We start from the raw sequence: 15,131 nt of genomic DNA on the forward strand, positions 1-15,131 counted from the left end.
ATGAAGAAGTCCCTCAGGTCTGTGAAGTCGCGTCTGCGAGCCCTTTCGGCCGCGACATATCAGCGCTTTCTGAGCCGCCGTGAGATCCGCTCGACCATCGTCGCGGCGAGCCTCGCATTTTTCACGCCGTTCGCATCGGCGGTGAGCCTCAGCGACCTCGGCGCCGCAACCGACGTCATCTGTCTGATCCAGGCATACATCAGCGGCCCGTGGCTGTACGGGATTGGCATCGTGCTCATCATCGTTGGTGCTGTTGCGATCGCGAGTTCGGAAAGCACGATTGGAAAGCTGATCTCGTCGGTGCTGGTCGGCCTGGGCCTCGCTGCCTGTGCGGTGAACATCGTGAAGAACCACCTCGGCATCTCGTACACCTGTGCGTAAACAGACCAAAGTCAGCCGGGGCTTGTCGCTTCCGCGCCAGATGGGTGGCGCGGATCGCGGGCTGGCCATCGCAAACGGAACGCTTACGTTGCTGCTCTGCTATTCGAGCATGACGCTCGCGTTTCTCGCCGTGGGTATCGTCATCCACTGGGTGCTTCGCTGGAAAAGCAGCCGCGACCCGTGGTGGCGCGACGTGATGCTCGTCTACAACCACTATCCCGACCTGCACGAGCCGCTGCCGTCCGCGAAGTTTTCCGCGCGATTCAAGCGGCCTTACGGTTTCGATCAGGATCTTCCATGCTGAAAAGAATTGTGCGCCGGCCGGTGCAGGAAATTGCACCGTGGGCAACCATGGTCACGCCCGAACTCGTCCTCGACAAGGACGGGTCGCTGCTGACCTGCTTTACGTTTGAAGGGGTCGATGCCGACTCGCCCAACGCCGACGACATCTCGTCGATGCGCACGAATCTGGACAACGCGTGCAAGAATTTTGATCATCGGATCACGGCGTGGTGGCGGCTTTCCCATCGACGTGTGCGCGGTGCGATTGACGGTGAGTTCACCGCGGACATCGACGCGTATGTGGACAAGATCAACCGCAATCACGTAAGCAGCGGAAAGTTCTTCCGCAATACCCACTCGCTCTCGCTCGCCTACACGCCGGAAACAGGCATCAACAAGGTGTTTGACAAGGTCGCCTACCATATGACGGTGGGCGGCAAGTCGATGGTGTCGGCGCTTGTGGAGACGGCGAAAGACACGTTCTTCGCCCGTAGTGCGTTCGTCTTCGATCTGGAGCGCATGACGTCCGACATCAAGCGTTTCGAGTCCATTCTCGATGCGTTCAAGGGTGGCATCACGCGTCTGAAGGCAACGCGGCTGGAATTGCAGATCGCACTCGCGTACCTGCATCAGACGGCCAATCCGTCCGTGCCGCCGCGTCGCGTACGCTACCCGGTCACGATGCTCGATACGCACCTGACGGAAAGCACAGTCGTCTACGGTGCCGAACACCTGATGTTCGAGTCGGCGCACGGCGTGCGATACGCCAAGATCGTGGCTGTCAAGGAATGGATGGGTTTCCAGGAAGCGGCACTCGACGTGCTGTCGGAAGTCGACGCAGAACTCGATATCTGCGTGATGTTCCGCTTTCTGGACACCAGCAAGGCAAAGCAGTACATCGACAAGATTCGCAGCTTCTACAAGATCGCAGCGTTCAATCCGTGGGCGATTATCAAAGGGTTTTTCGCCAAGGAAGAGCAGAAAAACGAGAAGGGCCGCATGATGCTTGCGGACGAAGCGGAAGAAGCGCTCGCGAAAATCACGGCAGAGGGACAGCAGTACGGATTCGCCAACGTGTCGGTCATTGTCTACGGCAATACCGCAGAAGAGTGCGACGACGCGACCAGCGAAGTGGTTGGCAAGATCGGCAATGCCGGTTTCGGGGTAGTTCTCGAGCGAGACAATCTTGCGGCTGCATGGAACACCACGCTCCCGGGTCGCTGGGACAAGCAGAAGCGTCTGCAATTCGTTGAAACGCCTGCGGTGTCGGATATCGCGCCCGTGCGCAGCGTAGCTGAGGGCAGTACCGTCAACGACTGGCTGACGCAACAGTCCGGCCAGAAGACCGGGCCGCTGACCATGCTCCCGACGCGCCACAAGACGCTGCAGCGTGTGAACCTGCATCGGCCCGGCGGCGCTTCGCACCTGCTGGTGCTCGGGCCGATCGGCATGGGCAAGTCGATCATGCTCAACTTCCTCATGTCACAGACGGGCCGTCACGGCGCGCGGCGCGTGCGCTTCGACAAGGACCGCTCGACACGCATCCCGACCGTGCTGGCCGGTGGTCGCTTCATCGATGCGACGGGACGCTTCGAGGCGGCAACGTCGGTCAATCCGCTTTCCCTCCTGAGCGACAAGAAGCATTTCCCCTATGTCGCCGAATGGGTGCAGATGGCGATCGAAGACGATTCGTTCCGTTGCAGCAAGGCAAACGAGCGGGAGATTTTCGAGGCCGTCGTCACGCTCGGCGAAGGCTACGGCCCGGAGTTCTGGACGCTCTCGTTCCTGAACACGATTCTTCCGGCCGAGCTACGGGACCGTCTCGCGGTCTGGACCAAGGGCGAGAAAAACGGTCGGTTCTTCGATCACGTCGACGACGCCTTCACGCTGTCCGACGACATCTCCATCGAGATGGGCGACCTGTTCAACAACTTCCCGGTGGCCGCCGCCCTTTTCATGGATTACGCGTTCTACCGGATCGCGCAGTGGCTGGACGGCAAGCGCTACACCGTGATCGAAGTGGAGGAGGCCGGGTTCTTTTTTCAGAACGAGCGCTTTTACAGGCGGCTGGAAATCTGGGCTGTGACCATCCGGAAGCTTAACGCTACCTTGATGATGGCGACACAATCGCTTGCTCAGGTCGCCCGTATCGCGGACTTCGAGGTGCTCAAGGAAAACATCCCGAACATCATCTACCTGCCCAATCCGGATGCGAAAAACAACCTGCATCTGTATCGCGACAAGTTCGGCCTCACGCTCGACCAGATCGAGATGATCGCGCAGGCCGCGCCAAATCGCGACTACCTGTGGGTCACACCATCGCAGACACGGATGCTTCAGGCGAGCTTTCCGAAGGAAACGCTCGCGGTGTTGCGCTCCGACGGTCGCGCGCAGGCGGTGCTCGACAAGCACTACACGTCGGGCGCCGTTAACTGGCGGGAAGGGTATCTCGCCGAAATGATGACACTCGACTGATCTCTAACGGGAATATCCAACATGACAAAGATTCTGGCACGCCTTGCCCTGACCGTCGGCATGACGTTCTTCGCGTCGCAAGCCGCACACGCGCAATTGACGGTCATTGACCCGACTAACCTGATCCAGAACACCATCACGGCCCTCAAAGCCGTCAAGACCGAGGTCTACCAGGACAGCAACATCGCTTACCAGTACCAGATGATGGCCAACCAGTTGCTCCAGGCTACCAACCTGGATCCAACTGCCATGAAGGCACAGTACGACCAGATTACCGGGGATATCAGCAAGTACAAACAACTCGCCGATAACGCAACGAGCCTCTATGGCGACCTGCAGGACGGCAATCAGTGGCTGTCGCATGTCCAGACCATGATTTCGCGCTCGGGCAAATCGAATGCCCAATGGTTCGCAGACATGGGCACGTTGTACACCCAGCGGGACAAGCAGGCGACTCAGCTGATGCAGACCGGGAACAACGTCCTGCAGCACGTGCAGGACCTGGCGAAACGACGGCAGGATCTGCAGTCGCAGATGTCGCTCACCCCCACGGCGCAGGCGACGGCAGAGCTTACGACGCATTACCTCGACATCGTGTCGAGCCAGATGAGCGATCTGTTGCAGATGACGGCCGGAAAGGCACAGAAAGATGCGCAGCAGCAAACGGCAGACAACGAAGAAGACAAGACGCGGTCCGCGAACGCGAAAGCGTTCCTCGATCAGCAGGCCGCCGAGCGTGCCGCTTACGGCAATTAATGGATTTGTGAGTCAACCATGATGTTGCGTAAGCTGAGATGTCTGGTCGTCCTCTCGCTGTTGGCGCTAGTCACGGTCATAGCGCCGCCGGCCTTCGCTGACACGGCGGCGCTGGCGGCCGCCAGCGGAACAACTGCCAATCCGTATGTGAGCGCGGGCGAGACGGCAGCTGGTAACGCCCGCGCGATCGATAAGATTACCGCGCTGTTTTCGTCGATCATGAATACGGCTGTGGCCGCCTCGCAGAGTATTCAGCAGGAATCTGACAAGTTCGCCAGCGGGCTTGCGGTCATCACCATCGTGCTCGCGGCTGTGCGGTTTGCCGCGACAAAAGACCCGGTAATCGCGTGGGTCGCCTTGTTTGAAGAGCTCGGTATTCTCGGCATCTTCGCGTCGATCTATGTCGGTTTCGCGAGCTGGGCCCCGAACTTCTACAAGTGGTTCGTTTCGATGGCCAACGACATAGGCGGCGCCAACATGACCAGCGCGCTGAGTATCATGGGTAACGCTGCCGGCCAGGTCTTCGATTCCGCAGTGCAGGCATGGTCCGGAATTGGTTTTCACCTGACCATGATTCCTGACATCGTGATCGCGACGATTCCGCTGTTTCTGGCTTGGGCGCTACTGTCGGTAACTTCGATCATATTCGTGTTCTTCATCAACATCGGACAATTGCAGTTCGCGGCCGGTGTTGTGATGGGCCAGATCGCGTTTGCACTCGGCTTCTCTTCGTTCACGCGCGGCTATTTCAAGACGTGGCTGGACTACATGGTCAGCGCGGGGATGTATATCGTCGTCGCAGCCATCCTGATGCGACTCGTTACGCACAGCATGGTGGACGCCGTTCATGATGCAGCAGCACTGGGGCTGACAACCTCGGGAGCTGCTGCCCAGGTGTTCGATCTCGCATTCTTCGTATTTCTTGTCTCCTTCGAGATTCCCAAGATCGCAGGCATGTTCGGCGGCGGTGCAAACGCCAGCGGCGCGATCATCGGGAAGGTCGCGAAGACAGCGACGGCGGGAGTGGTATGACGCTGCACGCATCCACGACGAGCGATGCGCTGATGACACAGCATCAGCGACGCGTCGATCTTATTGCGCAATGCGCCAACGAAGTGAGCAAAGGCGAGCTCTCGCGGAAATGGATGACCGTGCTGGAATCGTGCGCGGCGTGGTTTTCCTCATTGCCGCTCAGCCCCGATCTCTATCGTGAGCCAGGCGGTGCCTTCCGTTGCACCGTGGAGACTGCTTTCTATTCCATGCGCCTGGCGGGTGGCCAGAAGTTCGGTACCAATCTGCCATCCGAGCAACGCCGGCGCATCGAGCCGCAATACAACTACGCAGTCTTCCTCGCTGCTGTCTGTTCCCGGCTCGACGAGCCGTTCCGATATTTCGTGATCGAACGTGACAGGGATCAGCAGGCCTGGAATCCGTCAGTTCATGGCGCGGTGGGGCCGTGGCTGGGCGGTTCTGAATATCGCGTTTCACGCCGGGCGCAACCGCTGGCGGTCGAGCGGATGCGCACGGGCATGCTGGCGCAGGTTCTCGTTGGCTCTGGCCTCCTTTCCGAGCTCGATGGCGAGGTGCAATCGGACCTGTTTGGAGCGATCAACCCGAACATGCAGCCTCTGGGAGCGGAATCGCTCCTCCATAAGGTTGTGCGCCAAGGGGTGAGCACCGCCGACGAATTCGATCGCAAGGCGCAACGCGCCGTGTTCGCGCCAGTTCAGTTCGACGTGCCATCGGCCGTTCATGTGGCTGCCGAGCTGGAGCCGGTGGTTGCTGTTGCGCCCGTCCCGGATCAGCCCTCGCCATCGGCTGCTACGGTCGGCCAGTCGACACTGGCCGGTGCTTCATCGACCGCGGCGGCGCCGCAATCGGTAAGTGACCCGGCCCCCGCGCCAGTGAGCCCGGTAAGCGTTCCGGCCGCTCCTTCCGGAACGACGGCCGAACTGCTTCCTGAGCCGTCGGCAGGCAGCGCGAAGGCGTCGCCGCAACCATTGCACGAGGCGCTGGGGATCTCGCCGGCTACGAAAACCGCGCCGGCGGCACCCTCGCAACCCGCCGTCGATCCGTCCGCGATGAAGTCTCCTTCCCAGCCGACTGCAGATCGTCGCGAATCGGCACCGCCCGCGGCATTTGATGAGGTACTCAAGGGAGTACCAAATCTCGTGCGCGAACTGTTTCAGGCATTGCGTGAGGATGTCGCGGCGGGGAAAGCATCGGTCCAGTGGAGTGACCAGGGTCTCGTCTTGCCCAAGCGACTCGTCGGGGGCTACGGCGTTAGCAGCAGCACGCTCGTTGAGCACATGCGCAAGCGCAGCCTGATGGTTGCCGACGAAGCGGGCCAAATCACGCTTACGCCGCGGGCTGGCCAACTTATTCTGGATCGCCCAGCATGATTACTCCGTATATCAATCATTTCCGTCCTATCTACGAGCTTCGCGCGGCCGTCTTCTGGCTCGCTGCGATTGTCATGCTGCCGCTCTCAGGCATGCCCTACGCCTGGATTTTTGCACTCGTCGGACTCGCATTCCTTCTGGTGCGGTCGTTCCAGATCTGGCGCGCGCTGAAATTTCGCATGGCCATTTCCACGAAGTGGCTGACGACCTTGCCAATTCCCAAGCTGTTGCAGATTCAGAAGCGCATGCGCGAGGAGGCGAATTCGATGTACCTCGGCATCGGGTTCGAATGGACGCAGAAGCACTGCCAGATTGCCCACGACATCCTGCGCATGCCAACGACGGATATCCCGGGCTTGCCAAAATGGCTCAACAAGACCAAGACGGGCCGCAAGATTGAGGACGCGATCGAGGGCCTGTTCGCGCCCAAGGACAGCATCCGGGATCGCATGCCGCAGGGCGCGTCATGGATTCACGGCCTGGAGCCGAAAAAAGCCTTGGTGCCTTTCCATTACAAGTCGATGGGAGGACACACGGCGGTAGGCGGTACGACGGGCTCGGGCAAGACGCGCACCTACGAAGTCATCTCGACGCAGGTCATTCACCTGGGCGACGTGCTGATCAACGTCGATCCGAAAAACGACAAGGACTGGAAGCTGCGTGCGGAAAAGGAAGCTGCTCGCACCGGCCGGAAATTCCTGTATTTCAATCAGGCTAAGCCGTCGGAGTCTGTGCGACTCGAGCCGCTCGACAGTTGGTCGCAGCCATCTGAAATCCCCGCGCGGATTGCACAGTTGATGGAAGAGGGGCCGTTCCGGGATTTTGCTTACCTGTTTATCAGCCGCTCGGTGAACGGCGAGCTGTACATCGGTGACAAGCCGAATTTGCGCTCGATCCTGAAGTACGCGCAGGGTGGTATCGCCCCATTGCTCGAAAAGGCGCTGCGGCGGTTTTTCGTGGAAAAGGGATTGACGGACTGGGAACAGCAGGTTGCTACAGAAGCAACCCGCCAAAGTCAGCGCAACAATGCCGCGACGCTGGTCGACGGCATGATCGGGCTCTACAGCGCACGATTCGCTTCGCAGGAGCAGGGTCACGAAGCGATTGACGGCCTGATAGCGACCCACACGCATGACCGGGAGCACTACATGCGGATTATCGCGTCCGCGCTGCCGTTGCTTCAGATGCTGGCGACGGGCGAGACGGGTCTTATGCTCGCGCCGAAGGTCGATGACTTCGATGATGAGCGCGAAGTGTGGACCATCGAAAAGGTGATCCGCCAGAAAGCGATTCTGCATATTGGCCTTGATTCGCTGTCTAACAGCATTGTGGCCAAGGCTATTGCGTCGATGCTGCTCGCAGACGTGTCTGCGGTCTGCGGTTCGATCTACAACTTTTACGAGACGCCGCCCGACGTGGTGTTGATCATCGACGAGGTGGCTGAGGCGATCAACGAACAGGTGATCCAGATCCTTAACAAGGGGCGCGGGGCGGGCTTCAAGGCATTCGTTGCTTTCCAGACGCGCGCTGACCTTGAGGCAAAGCTTGGAAACGCCGCCAAAATGCTGCAGGTTTTGGGCAATTTGAATAATCAGATCATCCTTAGACTCGAAGATACCGATACGGCACAGTGGTTCTCGGACAAGGTCGGGGAGACAGCAATTCGCAACATCACGATCACCGGCAGTACGAGTACCGGCACCGAAGCCCATATCGGCGAATTCACCGGAGGCGTCTCGCGTTCGCTTCAACTGGAGAAAGCGCCGCTGATTCCAACCCGCCTGATTCACAGCCTGCCCAACCTGCAATATTTCATGCGCATATCGGGCGCCGCCGTGTACCAGGGCCGCATTCCAATCCTTCAAGGCTGAAAACCTACGCATGTCTGCCGTATTCAAAAAAATTATCCGCGAACACAAGCTGTCGTCCCGCCTGATTCCCGTTTTCACGCTGGCGCCGGAGCTTGAGCTTGCCTGCGCGCGGGTGGCCGATTTTATTGGGGAGAAGTTCATGGGTGAGGCTGAGCCACTCGTGAAAGAGATGCTCGACACAGCGATCGCCGAGTTCAAGCGCACGAGAAAGACGGGCAATCCGCACATTGCGTTCATGCAGGGACTGTTCAGTCACGCGCACCGGCTGTATGCACGGCGCTATATTGCGCGCGATGGCGAGCGCTATCACGTGTGGCCTACGATGCTCGAACCGGTCACTGATTTCGAGGCGCGCCATGCGGGCCGAGCGACGGAGATGGTCGAGGAGCGGTGTCCCGAGGTGGTCACGCAGCGCTCTGTTGCCTTCCAGCTAGCCGCGCGCGCGCTGACTGGCGAAAACTTCCGGCTCTATTTCGAGGACTACGATGTCGCTCACGCCTTTCCTGATAGCGAAGCTGTCGAGAGTTGATCCGGATCTCGCGCGACGCGCTCTATCGACGGCGCGCGCACAGGACGTGATGGATGAGTCGCGTCCCGACGAGTTTTCTCGTGGCGACGGCGCGAGAGCATACGGGATGGCGCTCTACATTGCCCGTATGCCAGTCCATTTCTACGTTGGAATGTTCGGGCTGATCCTTTTCCCGCTGTACATGCTGTCCCGAGTGGTGCCGGTGCTGATTGAATGGGGGATGCAAGCCTATGGCCGGTAGTCGCTTCGCTTCCCACGTCAAGTGGTGGTTTTTTCTCGTGCCGCTGCTGGCGCTCTTCGTCATGCCCGCGTTTCCGGACAGGTCGCTATTTTCGGTGCCGCCCGAAGAAGTGGACTCGGTACAGGCCGTCGTCGGGGTCGAACACGCTGACAAGGTGGTTACGCTGACCAATGCGCGGTTTCGTCGCTGGTTTGTGGACTCTGGCATTATCCGCGCAACACTCAATGCGTCAGGTTCGGGCGAAATCGGTGAGGCGGGTGTCTCGGAGTTCGCACACGCCTGGGTGCACAACTTCTGGCTCGAGGTCTACCGCATAATCTATCGCGCGAGCGTCATGAAGCTGTGGCTCACCGGGACTTTCGTCTTCTGTGTTGCGGCGTTCGTTGACGGCTCCGTGAGGCGCAAGATCAAGGCGTCCGCTGCCGGCTTCGCCAGCCCGCTCTCGTTCCACCTTGCCGGACACGGCATCCTGCTCGTGTTCGGGGTCGCCTTCGCGGTTCTGGCTGCCCCAATCCCTGTTCTCGCACAGTACTGGATCGCGGTGGCGGCGATTCTGGGTGCGCTGCTGTGGAAGGCTGCTTCCTCATTTCAGTAACATATTCCCCGGAAAGCTGCGGCAAACCACATAGCTTTCCGGGTTAGCACCCTGAGCCGGCTCCCGGCACTTTCGCGAATCTTCTCGCGCTATGCTGGTCCCAACTTCTCCCGTTCCTCCATACGCGCCACCTTCAGTGCGCGTGCGCGACGCCTATTCCTACTCTCTCGACGTCCGCCGACGGAAGTTGGTCGAACCGGATCAGTCTTACCCCCAAAAGCAGATTGAAATCGTCCATGTTTTGGATGCATCTCGCTCTGCGGCCCTCGTGACAATAAGGTCGTACCGCGCACGTTCGCGCGTGCTTTCCACAGGGACCCACTATGACGACCATCACGGAAGAGACGAACCTCGACGCTGCAAGTAATTCTGCGACCGCCCATCCCAACGCAGCCATTGGCGCTGCGGAGACGCCCCCCACTGCCGATGGCCCGGCTACGACCGACGGAGCGGATGGTGGGGAGATCGAGCTCGAGCTACAACAGATGGAAGATGCCGCGAACACCCTTCAGAAAGAAGGGATGATCAGCGAGGCGGAAGCGACAGAAAAGCGTGAGCAAGTGGCTCGCACGCGCAAGATGTTCCGTGAACTGTCGCCGGCGGAACGCTCAGCGATCGTGCAGCGTCGCCGCGAGATCGGCCGCGAACTCATGAACCGCCAATTGTCGGGCGCGGCCGTCGTCCAGGCTGCGGTCCGCCTGAATCACACTCGCCTCAAACCGCTGTTCGAGCAATGGTGGCCGTACCTGAACCGGATGAGCATCAACATGCAGCGCTTCGGACGCTCAACATTCGGCGCGGAGGATCAGGGCGCCGTCACAGCGTTCTTCGAGAAACAGGTCGGCGAACTCGAAGCGTATGTCGAAGAGCAGCTGAGCGTCGCTCAGGGTTTCCGTGAAAAGACCGAGACACGCCTGCGCGAGCAGGGCGATATCGTCTTTGCCCCAAGCGTCACCAAACCTTCGTTGGAAATCGGCGTAGAGGCATACTCGCGGTTCTCGATGCGCCTTCTGTCACTGCTGATGAAGTTCGACAAGGTGATGGATCACTTTGACTTTCTGGTGTGGAACGGCGTGCGCGACCAGTCCGACGTCGACGAGGAGACGACCCGCTTCCTGCGCAAATTCCATCCTGTCGGCGTGCGGGGCTACATGACCCACCTGCGCCTGATGACGACCGTCCGCGGCCGCTAACAGGGCCTTTTACCATGCTCGACGGGCTGAATCCGCAGCAGCGTGAGGTCGCAGAACTGCGCCACCACTGTGTCGCGATCGCGTGCCCAGGTGCAGGCAAGACGAAAACCATAGCGGCGAAGGCTGCGCTGTTGCTGTCCAACCCGACCGCGATCGTCGGCGCCGTCACGTTCAGCAAGGACGCGGCGCTTGAGTTGCGGGACCGAATCCTTGCGCTCGCGGGCGACAGCGCTAAAAAGCGCCTGATTGCTGGGACATTTCACTCGCTCGCGTTCAAGCAACTCGGGAAGCGGGATATTGCGACGGATGGCGATCGTCTGGGGCTGATTACGCGCGTTATCGCGGAGCTCGGACTGAACTGGAAGCCCGAGGAGGTGGTACCCGTCGTCGAGCGCATCAAGACTAATTTCGGTCGGGTCGAGGCGGGCACGCCTGACGCGCAGATCTACGCGGCCTATCAGGCAGCGCTGGAGCGCAACGGAAAAATCGACTTTCAGGACATGCTCCGTCTTGCCGTTGCCGGCATGGAAACGGGCAAGATCGCACCGTATCAGTTCACCGATCTGCTCGTTGATGAGTTCCAGGACACCGACCCATTGCAATACCGATGGGTCGAACTGCATGCGAACGCTGGCGCGCAGGTCACGGTTGTCGGCGACGACGATCAGAGCATCTACGGCTTTCGCGCTGCGCTCGGCGTCAGGGGAATGGAAAGCTTCGCGGAGACGTTTAACGCGCAACGTGTCGTGCTCGGCAGCAACTACCGTTGCCGCGGCGAGATCCTTTCCGCCGCCGATCGGGTGATCCGCAATAACACCGATCGGATCGCCAAGATTCTGCTGGCAGAGCGTGGCCCCGGCGGCACAGTTGCGACAAAGCGGTCCGACGACGAATACGCGGACGCTGTCGCCGCCGTTGAGACACTGCATCCGCTCCTCAGTGCAGGGAAGTCGTGCGCGATCCTCGCGCGCACGAACCGGATTCTCGACCCTATCGAGGCTGTACTTCGCTCACACGGGGTATTGTATTTCCGCGCCTCGGGTAGTTCTGTCCTGAACCGGCCTCAAGGGGCGCTGATGTGCAACCTGCTGCAAGTCGCGGAAGGGCGCAAGCAGAACGGTCTAGACGCAGTGCTTGGATACATGGGCATGAGCACACCGCTGCTCGGCGCCCTTCATCGCGACATGGGGCCGGTGCTTGTTCAGCGCCTGAAAAAGGATCTCGTCGACATTGGTCTGCCAGAAGACACGGCGACGGCATACCGCAGTTTCATGAAGCGTCTGTCTGAATGGCAGGAGATGTGTGAGCGACGCTTCTACTCGCTCGTACTGGACGGCGTACACGAGCTGATGATGACCTATGCAAAGAATGATCAGGCAATCCGCGCGATACAGGGCACCTACGATGTGCTGTCGCGGTTGAGCGGAACCTTTGCGGAGCGCATCGAATACCTCAAGCGCGATAACAACAAACCGGCCGATGGTGCGCTGGTGCTTACGACGATGCACAGTTCGAAGGGGCTGGAATGGGACCACGTGTGGATTTCACGCGCCGAAGAGGGCGTCGTACCTGACGAGAAGAGCACGGAGTCCGAGGAACGCCGCCTCTTTTACGTGGCGATGACCCGCGCGCGGGACGGTTTGACCATCGCGACAATCAAAAAAAATCCCGTTTCCCGCTTTCTTATCGAATCCTCCATCCAGTAGAGGCTCGCGCTCTAAGGTGAACCGAAAAGAGAATACGGGCTATCTGCCCGGCTACCGGGCGCTTTACTATCGATAACAGTGCAAACGGAAAAGAAACGGGGCGCTGAGCGCCCCTTTTTTCGTACGCACGCGAGCGTGTCAAGCGGTCCCGGCCGTGCGGGACAACTGCTGGACGTTGCTCGTGGCGTTTTCGATGGTCATATCGCTCTTACGCTTGATCTGACCTTCGAGGGAGGCACGCGGGCCAAGACGGATCGTCCCGTAATAGTAGACGTTGCCTTTTACGCGGCCGTTGATTTCCAGGACGCCACGTGCGTGCACGTCGCCTTCCACCGTTCCATCGACGCGCACATGTTCTCCCTCCACCTGGCCTTTTACCATGCCACTCTGTCCGATGTGCACGAGACCGGCATTCGAAACGATGTTGCCGTCCACAATCCCAAAGCTGCTGACGCCGTGGTCCAGGATGACATTGCCGTGGATCGAGAGACCTGCTGCCAGCAGAGTAACGTTAAGCGGTTGGGGCTTCATTGGTAGAGCCTCATCAGAAGAGTTGCACGTCGCCGGTCTTGCCGGGCTGCGCTTTGGGTTGTGTGGGAGCTGCTGGTTCGGGCGACGCCTCATTGCTTGGCGTCGTCACCTGGTGACGTGTGACATGATGCAGAGGACGCAACGCGGGACGTGTCTCTGGCTTTGCCGCTTCCTGTACGGGTGTCGCGACGGGCGCCTTCGACTGGACGGGCGACTGTTGTGGTACCGGCGCTGGCGCCGGTAGCGATCGCACTTGCGCGTCCGCCGTAGGGACGGCTTGCGGCGCCGGCGCTGCTGAGGCCACTGTCGCGGGCGAGACGGCCGCTGCCGGCCGCTGGATGCGGATCGGTGACGCCGCCGCGACATTCTCCGCGGCAGGCCGTGTCGTCGGTACCGTCCGGTCCACTACGGGAGCGGAGGTCGTTGAAGCCAGCGAGCGTGCGTCGACGTTCGAAAGTGCCGAATGGGTGACGGGCGCAACGGAGTCGAGGTCTTTCGAAGTGAGCGGGTGCGCCGGGTTGACGTCGATCGGTCTGTCGCGGGTTGGTTCGCTGGCCGATACCGGCGCTTGAGTTGCTGCCGAAGATGTCGGCGCTGCCACCGTCTCATGCATGGCGTGCCAGATGCGCGCGATGCTCATGCCGCCGACTGCGGCTACCGCCGCAATTGCGAGCGCAACAAGCGTCGGCTTCCCGACCTTGCTCAGTTTGCCGACGAATTTATCGATTCGAGCGCCGGCCGCCCCGCCGCGGTCGGGGGCGGGCAGGGCGGGCATGGCCGCTGTATGGCTGGCGAGGTCGATAATCACCGGTTGCGCGGAATATTGCGCGTGCAATGCCTGAATTTCCCTGAGGTCCATAGTCTCTCCTTTGACAGTTCGAGCGTAACCATCACGGGGCGATGTCAAGTAGCGCGGGGAACTGTCGTCGTGTGCCGAAAACGGCGAGGCGTTATTGCTCGCGTCGCTCGCCGTCAAAGTCGTACTGATCGTTGTCCGGCATGCAGATCTGTACGACCTGCTTCAATCGGCGTTCAGCGTTGTCGAGGATGCGCGCGCGGTCTTCGCCCGTGATCTTGCCTGTCATCATGCGTTCCGTCGCGCGAGCGTAGACACGGTCGTATTGCGTGAGACAGCGAACGAGCAATCCCGCCAGGGGACGGGTGATGGTCAGTTCGATCAGATCGTGCGGTAATTCAATCGGACGGACCTGATGACGCAGTAACCACTGCTCGGTCTTGCGCAGCCAATCGGAGGTCTCGCGCAATGCCGTTTCCAGCGCGCGAACCTTACCGCCGCGTGCGACGGCAATTTTTGCGGCGCAGAAGTTGTAGTCCGAGCGGATGTAGTTGCGCGCGAACTGCGACGAATAACGCAGGACGGTCTTTGCGTCTGATTCCGGGTTGATCCGCGATAGTCGCGAATCGCTGGTCAGACGATCAATGGGTTTCAGGCCACTGCCCGCTGTTGCGGCAATGGACTGTTCAGGTTGTGGAGCGACGCCTGGCGCTGGATGCGGGTCCGGCTCCGGTGTCTGTTCAAGAACGGCGGCCATATGATTATTTCGGGTGGTCTCTCTCACCGGCCATTTTGCTCGCGCACGTCAGACGATTTGTGGGTAAAAGCTGCGCTGTTTTCGTCACCTTTCTGACGTACACGGCCTGCGATTTGCGCAATACTGACTCTACTTCTCGCGTCTCTGACGCATCGACATGACCCCGGCTAGCCCGGAGTCCATCTTCTGTACAAGCCGTGCCCTGTGCATGCTCCGACCGGTTGGCCACTGGTGTGGAATTTTCTTCTGATGAGCGCCTAGCCCGCGCTCCCCATTCATTCAGTCATAAAACTCGTTGCCGGCCGCATTCATTTGCGCCGCGACATCGTTCGGACCCGGACATCGGGTGTTCTCTCTCCAGAGCCTAGTCTGGGTAGAACGATCGTAGTCGACTGAACCGTGATCCTGCGGCGGAATTGATTTTCCGACAATGGGCTGTTGCGCAGCGTGACCATGCTGCGCGAGGGCGACTTACGCCCTCGTATCTGAGCCTTGCGGCTCCCTGAGCGCCACGACCCCGGAAGGGTTGTGGCGCTCGGGTCATTTTCATCGAATCCCGAAACGCGTTCCTCACTCCGAGGGACGCGTTTTTTTTCGTCCTGTCGTTCCTGTCCCG

The 15,131-nt window shown here is 60.0% G+C and carries 15 protein-coding genes; 12 read left to right on the forward strand and 3 right to left on the reverse strand.

The window, feature by feature from the left end; all coding sequences use genetic code 11:
• The 12 genes from OKW28_RS00540 (at position 1) to OKW28_RS00595 (ending at position 12,431) form a co-directional block, all read left to right on the forward strand.
• Positions 1–381 (forward strand): TrbC/VirB2 family protein, encoded by a 381-nt coding sequence (locus tag OKW28_RS00540; RefSeq protein WP_128597405.1) that lies wholly within the window; start codon positions 1–3, stop codon positions 379–381.
• The gene (locus OKW28_RS00545; RefSeq protein WP_128597406.1) at positions 374–685 is read left to right on the forward strand and encodes a VirB3 family type IV secretion system protein; all 312 of its coding nucleotides are present in this window, start codon (positions 374–376) and stop codon (positions 683–685) included. Before OKW28_RS00540 ends, OKW28_RS00545 begins: the two co-directional genes overlap by 8 nt.
• A complete protein-coding gene (locus OKW28_RS00550; RefSeq protein WP_429442971.1) occupies positions 679–3,138 on the forward strand; it encodes a VirB4 family type IV secretion system protein in 2,460 nt (819 codons plus the stop codon). The genes OKW28_RS00545 and OKW28_RS00550 overlap by 7 nt, the downstream gene beginning before the upstream one ends.
• A 21-nt stretch (positions 3,139–3,159) precedes the next feature.
• Positions 3,160–3,894, forward strand: coding sequence for a type VI secretion protein (locus tag OKW28_RS00555; protein ID WP_128597408.1), 735 nt, complete (start codon positions 3,160–3,162; stop codon positions 3,892–3,894).
• Between the two features lie 18 nt (positions 3,895–3,912).
• Positions 3,913–4,926 carry a type IV secretion system protein gene (locus OKW28_RS00560; RefSeq protein WP_429442973.1) on the forward strand — a complete coding sequence of 338 codons (1,014 nt, stop codon included), beginning with the start codon at positions 3,913–3,915 and terminating at the stop codon, positions 4,924–4,926.
• On the forward strand, positions 4,923–6,296 hold the full coding sequence (locus OKW28_RS00565) for a TraI domain-containing protein (RefSeq protein ID WP_429442976.1): 1,374 nt from the start codon (positions 4,923–4,925) through the stop codon (positions 6,294–6,296). The genes OKW28_RS00560 and OKW28_RS00565 overlap by 4 nt, the downstream gene beginning before the upstream one ends.
• Positions 6,296–8,167 carry a conjugative transfer system coupling protein TraD gene (traD, locus tag OKW28_RS00570; protein WP_128597468.1) on the forward strand — a complete coding sequence of 624 codons (1,872 nt, stop codon included), beginning with the start codon at positions 6,296–6,298 and terminating at the stop codon, positions 8,165–8,167. Before OKW28_RS00565 ends, traD begins: the two co-directional genes overlap by 1 nt.
• A gap of 10 nt (positions 8,168–8,177) precedes the next feature.
• Positions 8,178–8,696, forward strand: a complete 519-nt coding sequence (locus OKW28_RS00575) for a hypothetical protein (protein ID WP_429442979.1) — start codon at positions 8,178–8,180, stop codon at positions 8,694–8,696.
• The gene (locus OKW28_RS00580) at positions 8,653–8,937 is read left to right on the forward strand and encodes a hypothetical protein (protein WP_429442982.1); all 285 of its coding nucleotides are present in this window, start codon (positions 8,653–8,655) and stop codon (positions 8,935–8,937) included. The genes OKW28_RS00575 and OKW28_RS00580 overlap by 44 nt, the downstream gene beginning before the upstream one ends.
• Positions 8,927–9,532, forward strand: a complete 606-nt coding sequence (locus OKW28_RS00585) for a DUF4400 domain-containing protein (protein WP_429442984.1) — start codon at positions 8,927–8,929, stop codon at positions 9,530–9,532. Before OKW28_RS00580 ends, OKW28_RS00585 begins: the two co-directional genes overlap by 11 nt.
• Before the next feature lie 323 nt (positions 9,533–9,855).
• Positions 9,856–10,725, forward strand: a complete 870-nt coding sequence (locus OKW28_RS00590) for an ATPase (protein ID WP_429442987.1) — start codon at positions 9,856–9,858, stop codon at positions 10,723–10,725.
• Between the two features lie 14 nt (positions 10,726–10,739).
• Positions 10,740–12,431, forward strand: a complete 1,692-nt coding sequence (locus tag OKW28_RS00595; RefSeq protein ID WP_429442989.1) for an ATP-dependent helicase — start codon at positions 10,740–10,742, stop codon at positions 12,429–12,431.
• A 138-nt stretch (positions 12,432–12,569) separates the two neighbouring features.
• Here OKW28_RS00595 and OKW28_RS00600 read toward each other — a convergent pair whose 3' ends face one another.
• The 3 genes from OKW28_RS00600 to OKW28_RS00610 form a co-directional block, all read right to left on the reverse strand.
• The gene (locus OKW28_RS00600; protein ID WP_429442992.1) at positions 12,570–12,962 is read right to left on the reverse strand and encodes a bactofilin family protein; all 393 of its coding nucleotides are present in this window, start codon (positions 12,960–12,962) and stop codon (positions 12,570–12,572) included.
• Positions 12,963–12,975: 13 nt separating this feature from the next.
• Complete coding sequence (locus tag OKW28_RS00605) at positions 12,976–13,821, reverse strand: hypothetical protein (RefSeq protein ID WP_429442995.1); 846 nt, start codon at positions 13,819–13,821, stop codon at positions 12,976–12,978.
• 91 nt (positions 13,822–13,912) lie between these two features.
• A complete protein-coding gene (locus OKW28_RS00610; protein ID WP_204523663.1) occupies positions 13,913–14,515 on the reverse strand; it encodes a DUF1845 domain-containing protein in 603 nt (200 codons plus the stop codon).
• Positions 14,516–15,131 lie beyond the last annotated feature (616 nt).

Source organism: Paraburkholderia sp. 40 (assembly GCF_050434105.1).
Classification (GTDB): Bacteria; Pseudomonadota; Gammaproteobacteria; order Burkholderiales; family Burkholderiaceae; genus Paraburkholderia; species Paraburkholderia tuberum.

Bases quoted from the DNA above. Each gene is read 5' to 3' on its own strand.
- OKW28_RS00560 (WP_429442973.1), top strand. From the start codon at position 3,913: ATGATGTTGCGTAAGCTGAGATGTCTGGTCGTCCTCTCGCTGTTGGCG.
- OKW28_RS00550 (WP_429442971.1), top strand. From the start codon at position 679: ATGCTGAAAAGAATTGTGCGCCGGCCGGTGCAGGAAATTGCACCGTGG.
- OKW28_RS00600 (WP_429442992.1), bottom strand. From the start codon at position 12,962: ATGAAGCCCCAACCGCTTAACGTTACTCTGCTGGCAGCAGGTCTCTCG.
- OKW28_RS00575 (WP_429442979.1), top strand. From the start codon at position 8,178: ATGTCTGCCGTATTCAAAAAAATTATCCGCGAACACAAGCTGTCGTCC.
- OKW28_RS00610 (WP_204523663.1), bottom strand. From the start codon at position 14,515: ATGGCCGCCGTTCTTGAACAGACACCGGAGCCGGACCCGCATCCAGCG.
- OKW28_RS00565 (WP_429442976.1), top strand. From the start codon at position 4,923: ATGACGCTGCACGCATCCACGACGAGCGATGCGCTGATGACACAGCAT.
- OKW28_RS00555 (WP_128597408.1), top strand. From the start codon at position 3,160: ATGACAAAGATTCTGGCACGCCTTGCCCTGACCGTCGGCATGACGTTC.
- OKW28_RS00540 (WP_128597405.1), top strand. From the start codon at position 1: ATGAAGAAGTCCCTCAGGTCTGTGAAGTCGCGTCTGCGAGCCCTTTCG.
- OKW28_RS00585 (WP_429442984.1), top strand. From the start codon at position 8,927: ATGGCCGGTAGTCGCTTCGCTTCCCACGTCAAGTGGTGGTTTTTTCTC.
- OKW28_RS00595 (WP_429442989.1), top strand. From the start codon at position 10,740: ATGCTCGACGGGCTGAATCCGCAGCAGCGTGAGGTCGCAGAACTGCGC.
- OKW28_RS00605 (WP_429442995.1), bottom strand. From the start codon at position 13,821: ATGGACCTCAGGGAAATTCAGGCATTGCACGCGCAATATTCCGCGCAA.
- OKW28_RS00580 (WP_429442982.1), top strand. From the start codon at position 8,653: ATGTCGCTCACGCCTTTCCTGATAGCGAAGCTGTCGAGAGTTGATCCG.
- OKW28_RS00590 (WP_429442987.1), top strand. From the start codon at position 9,856: ATGACGACCATCACGGAAGAGACGAACCTCGACGCTGCAAGTAATTCT.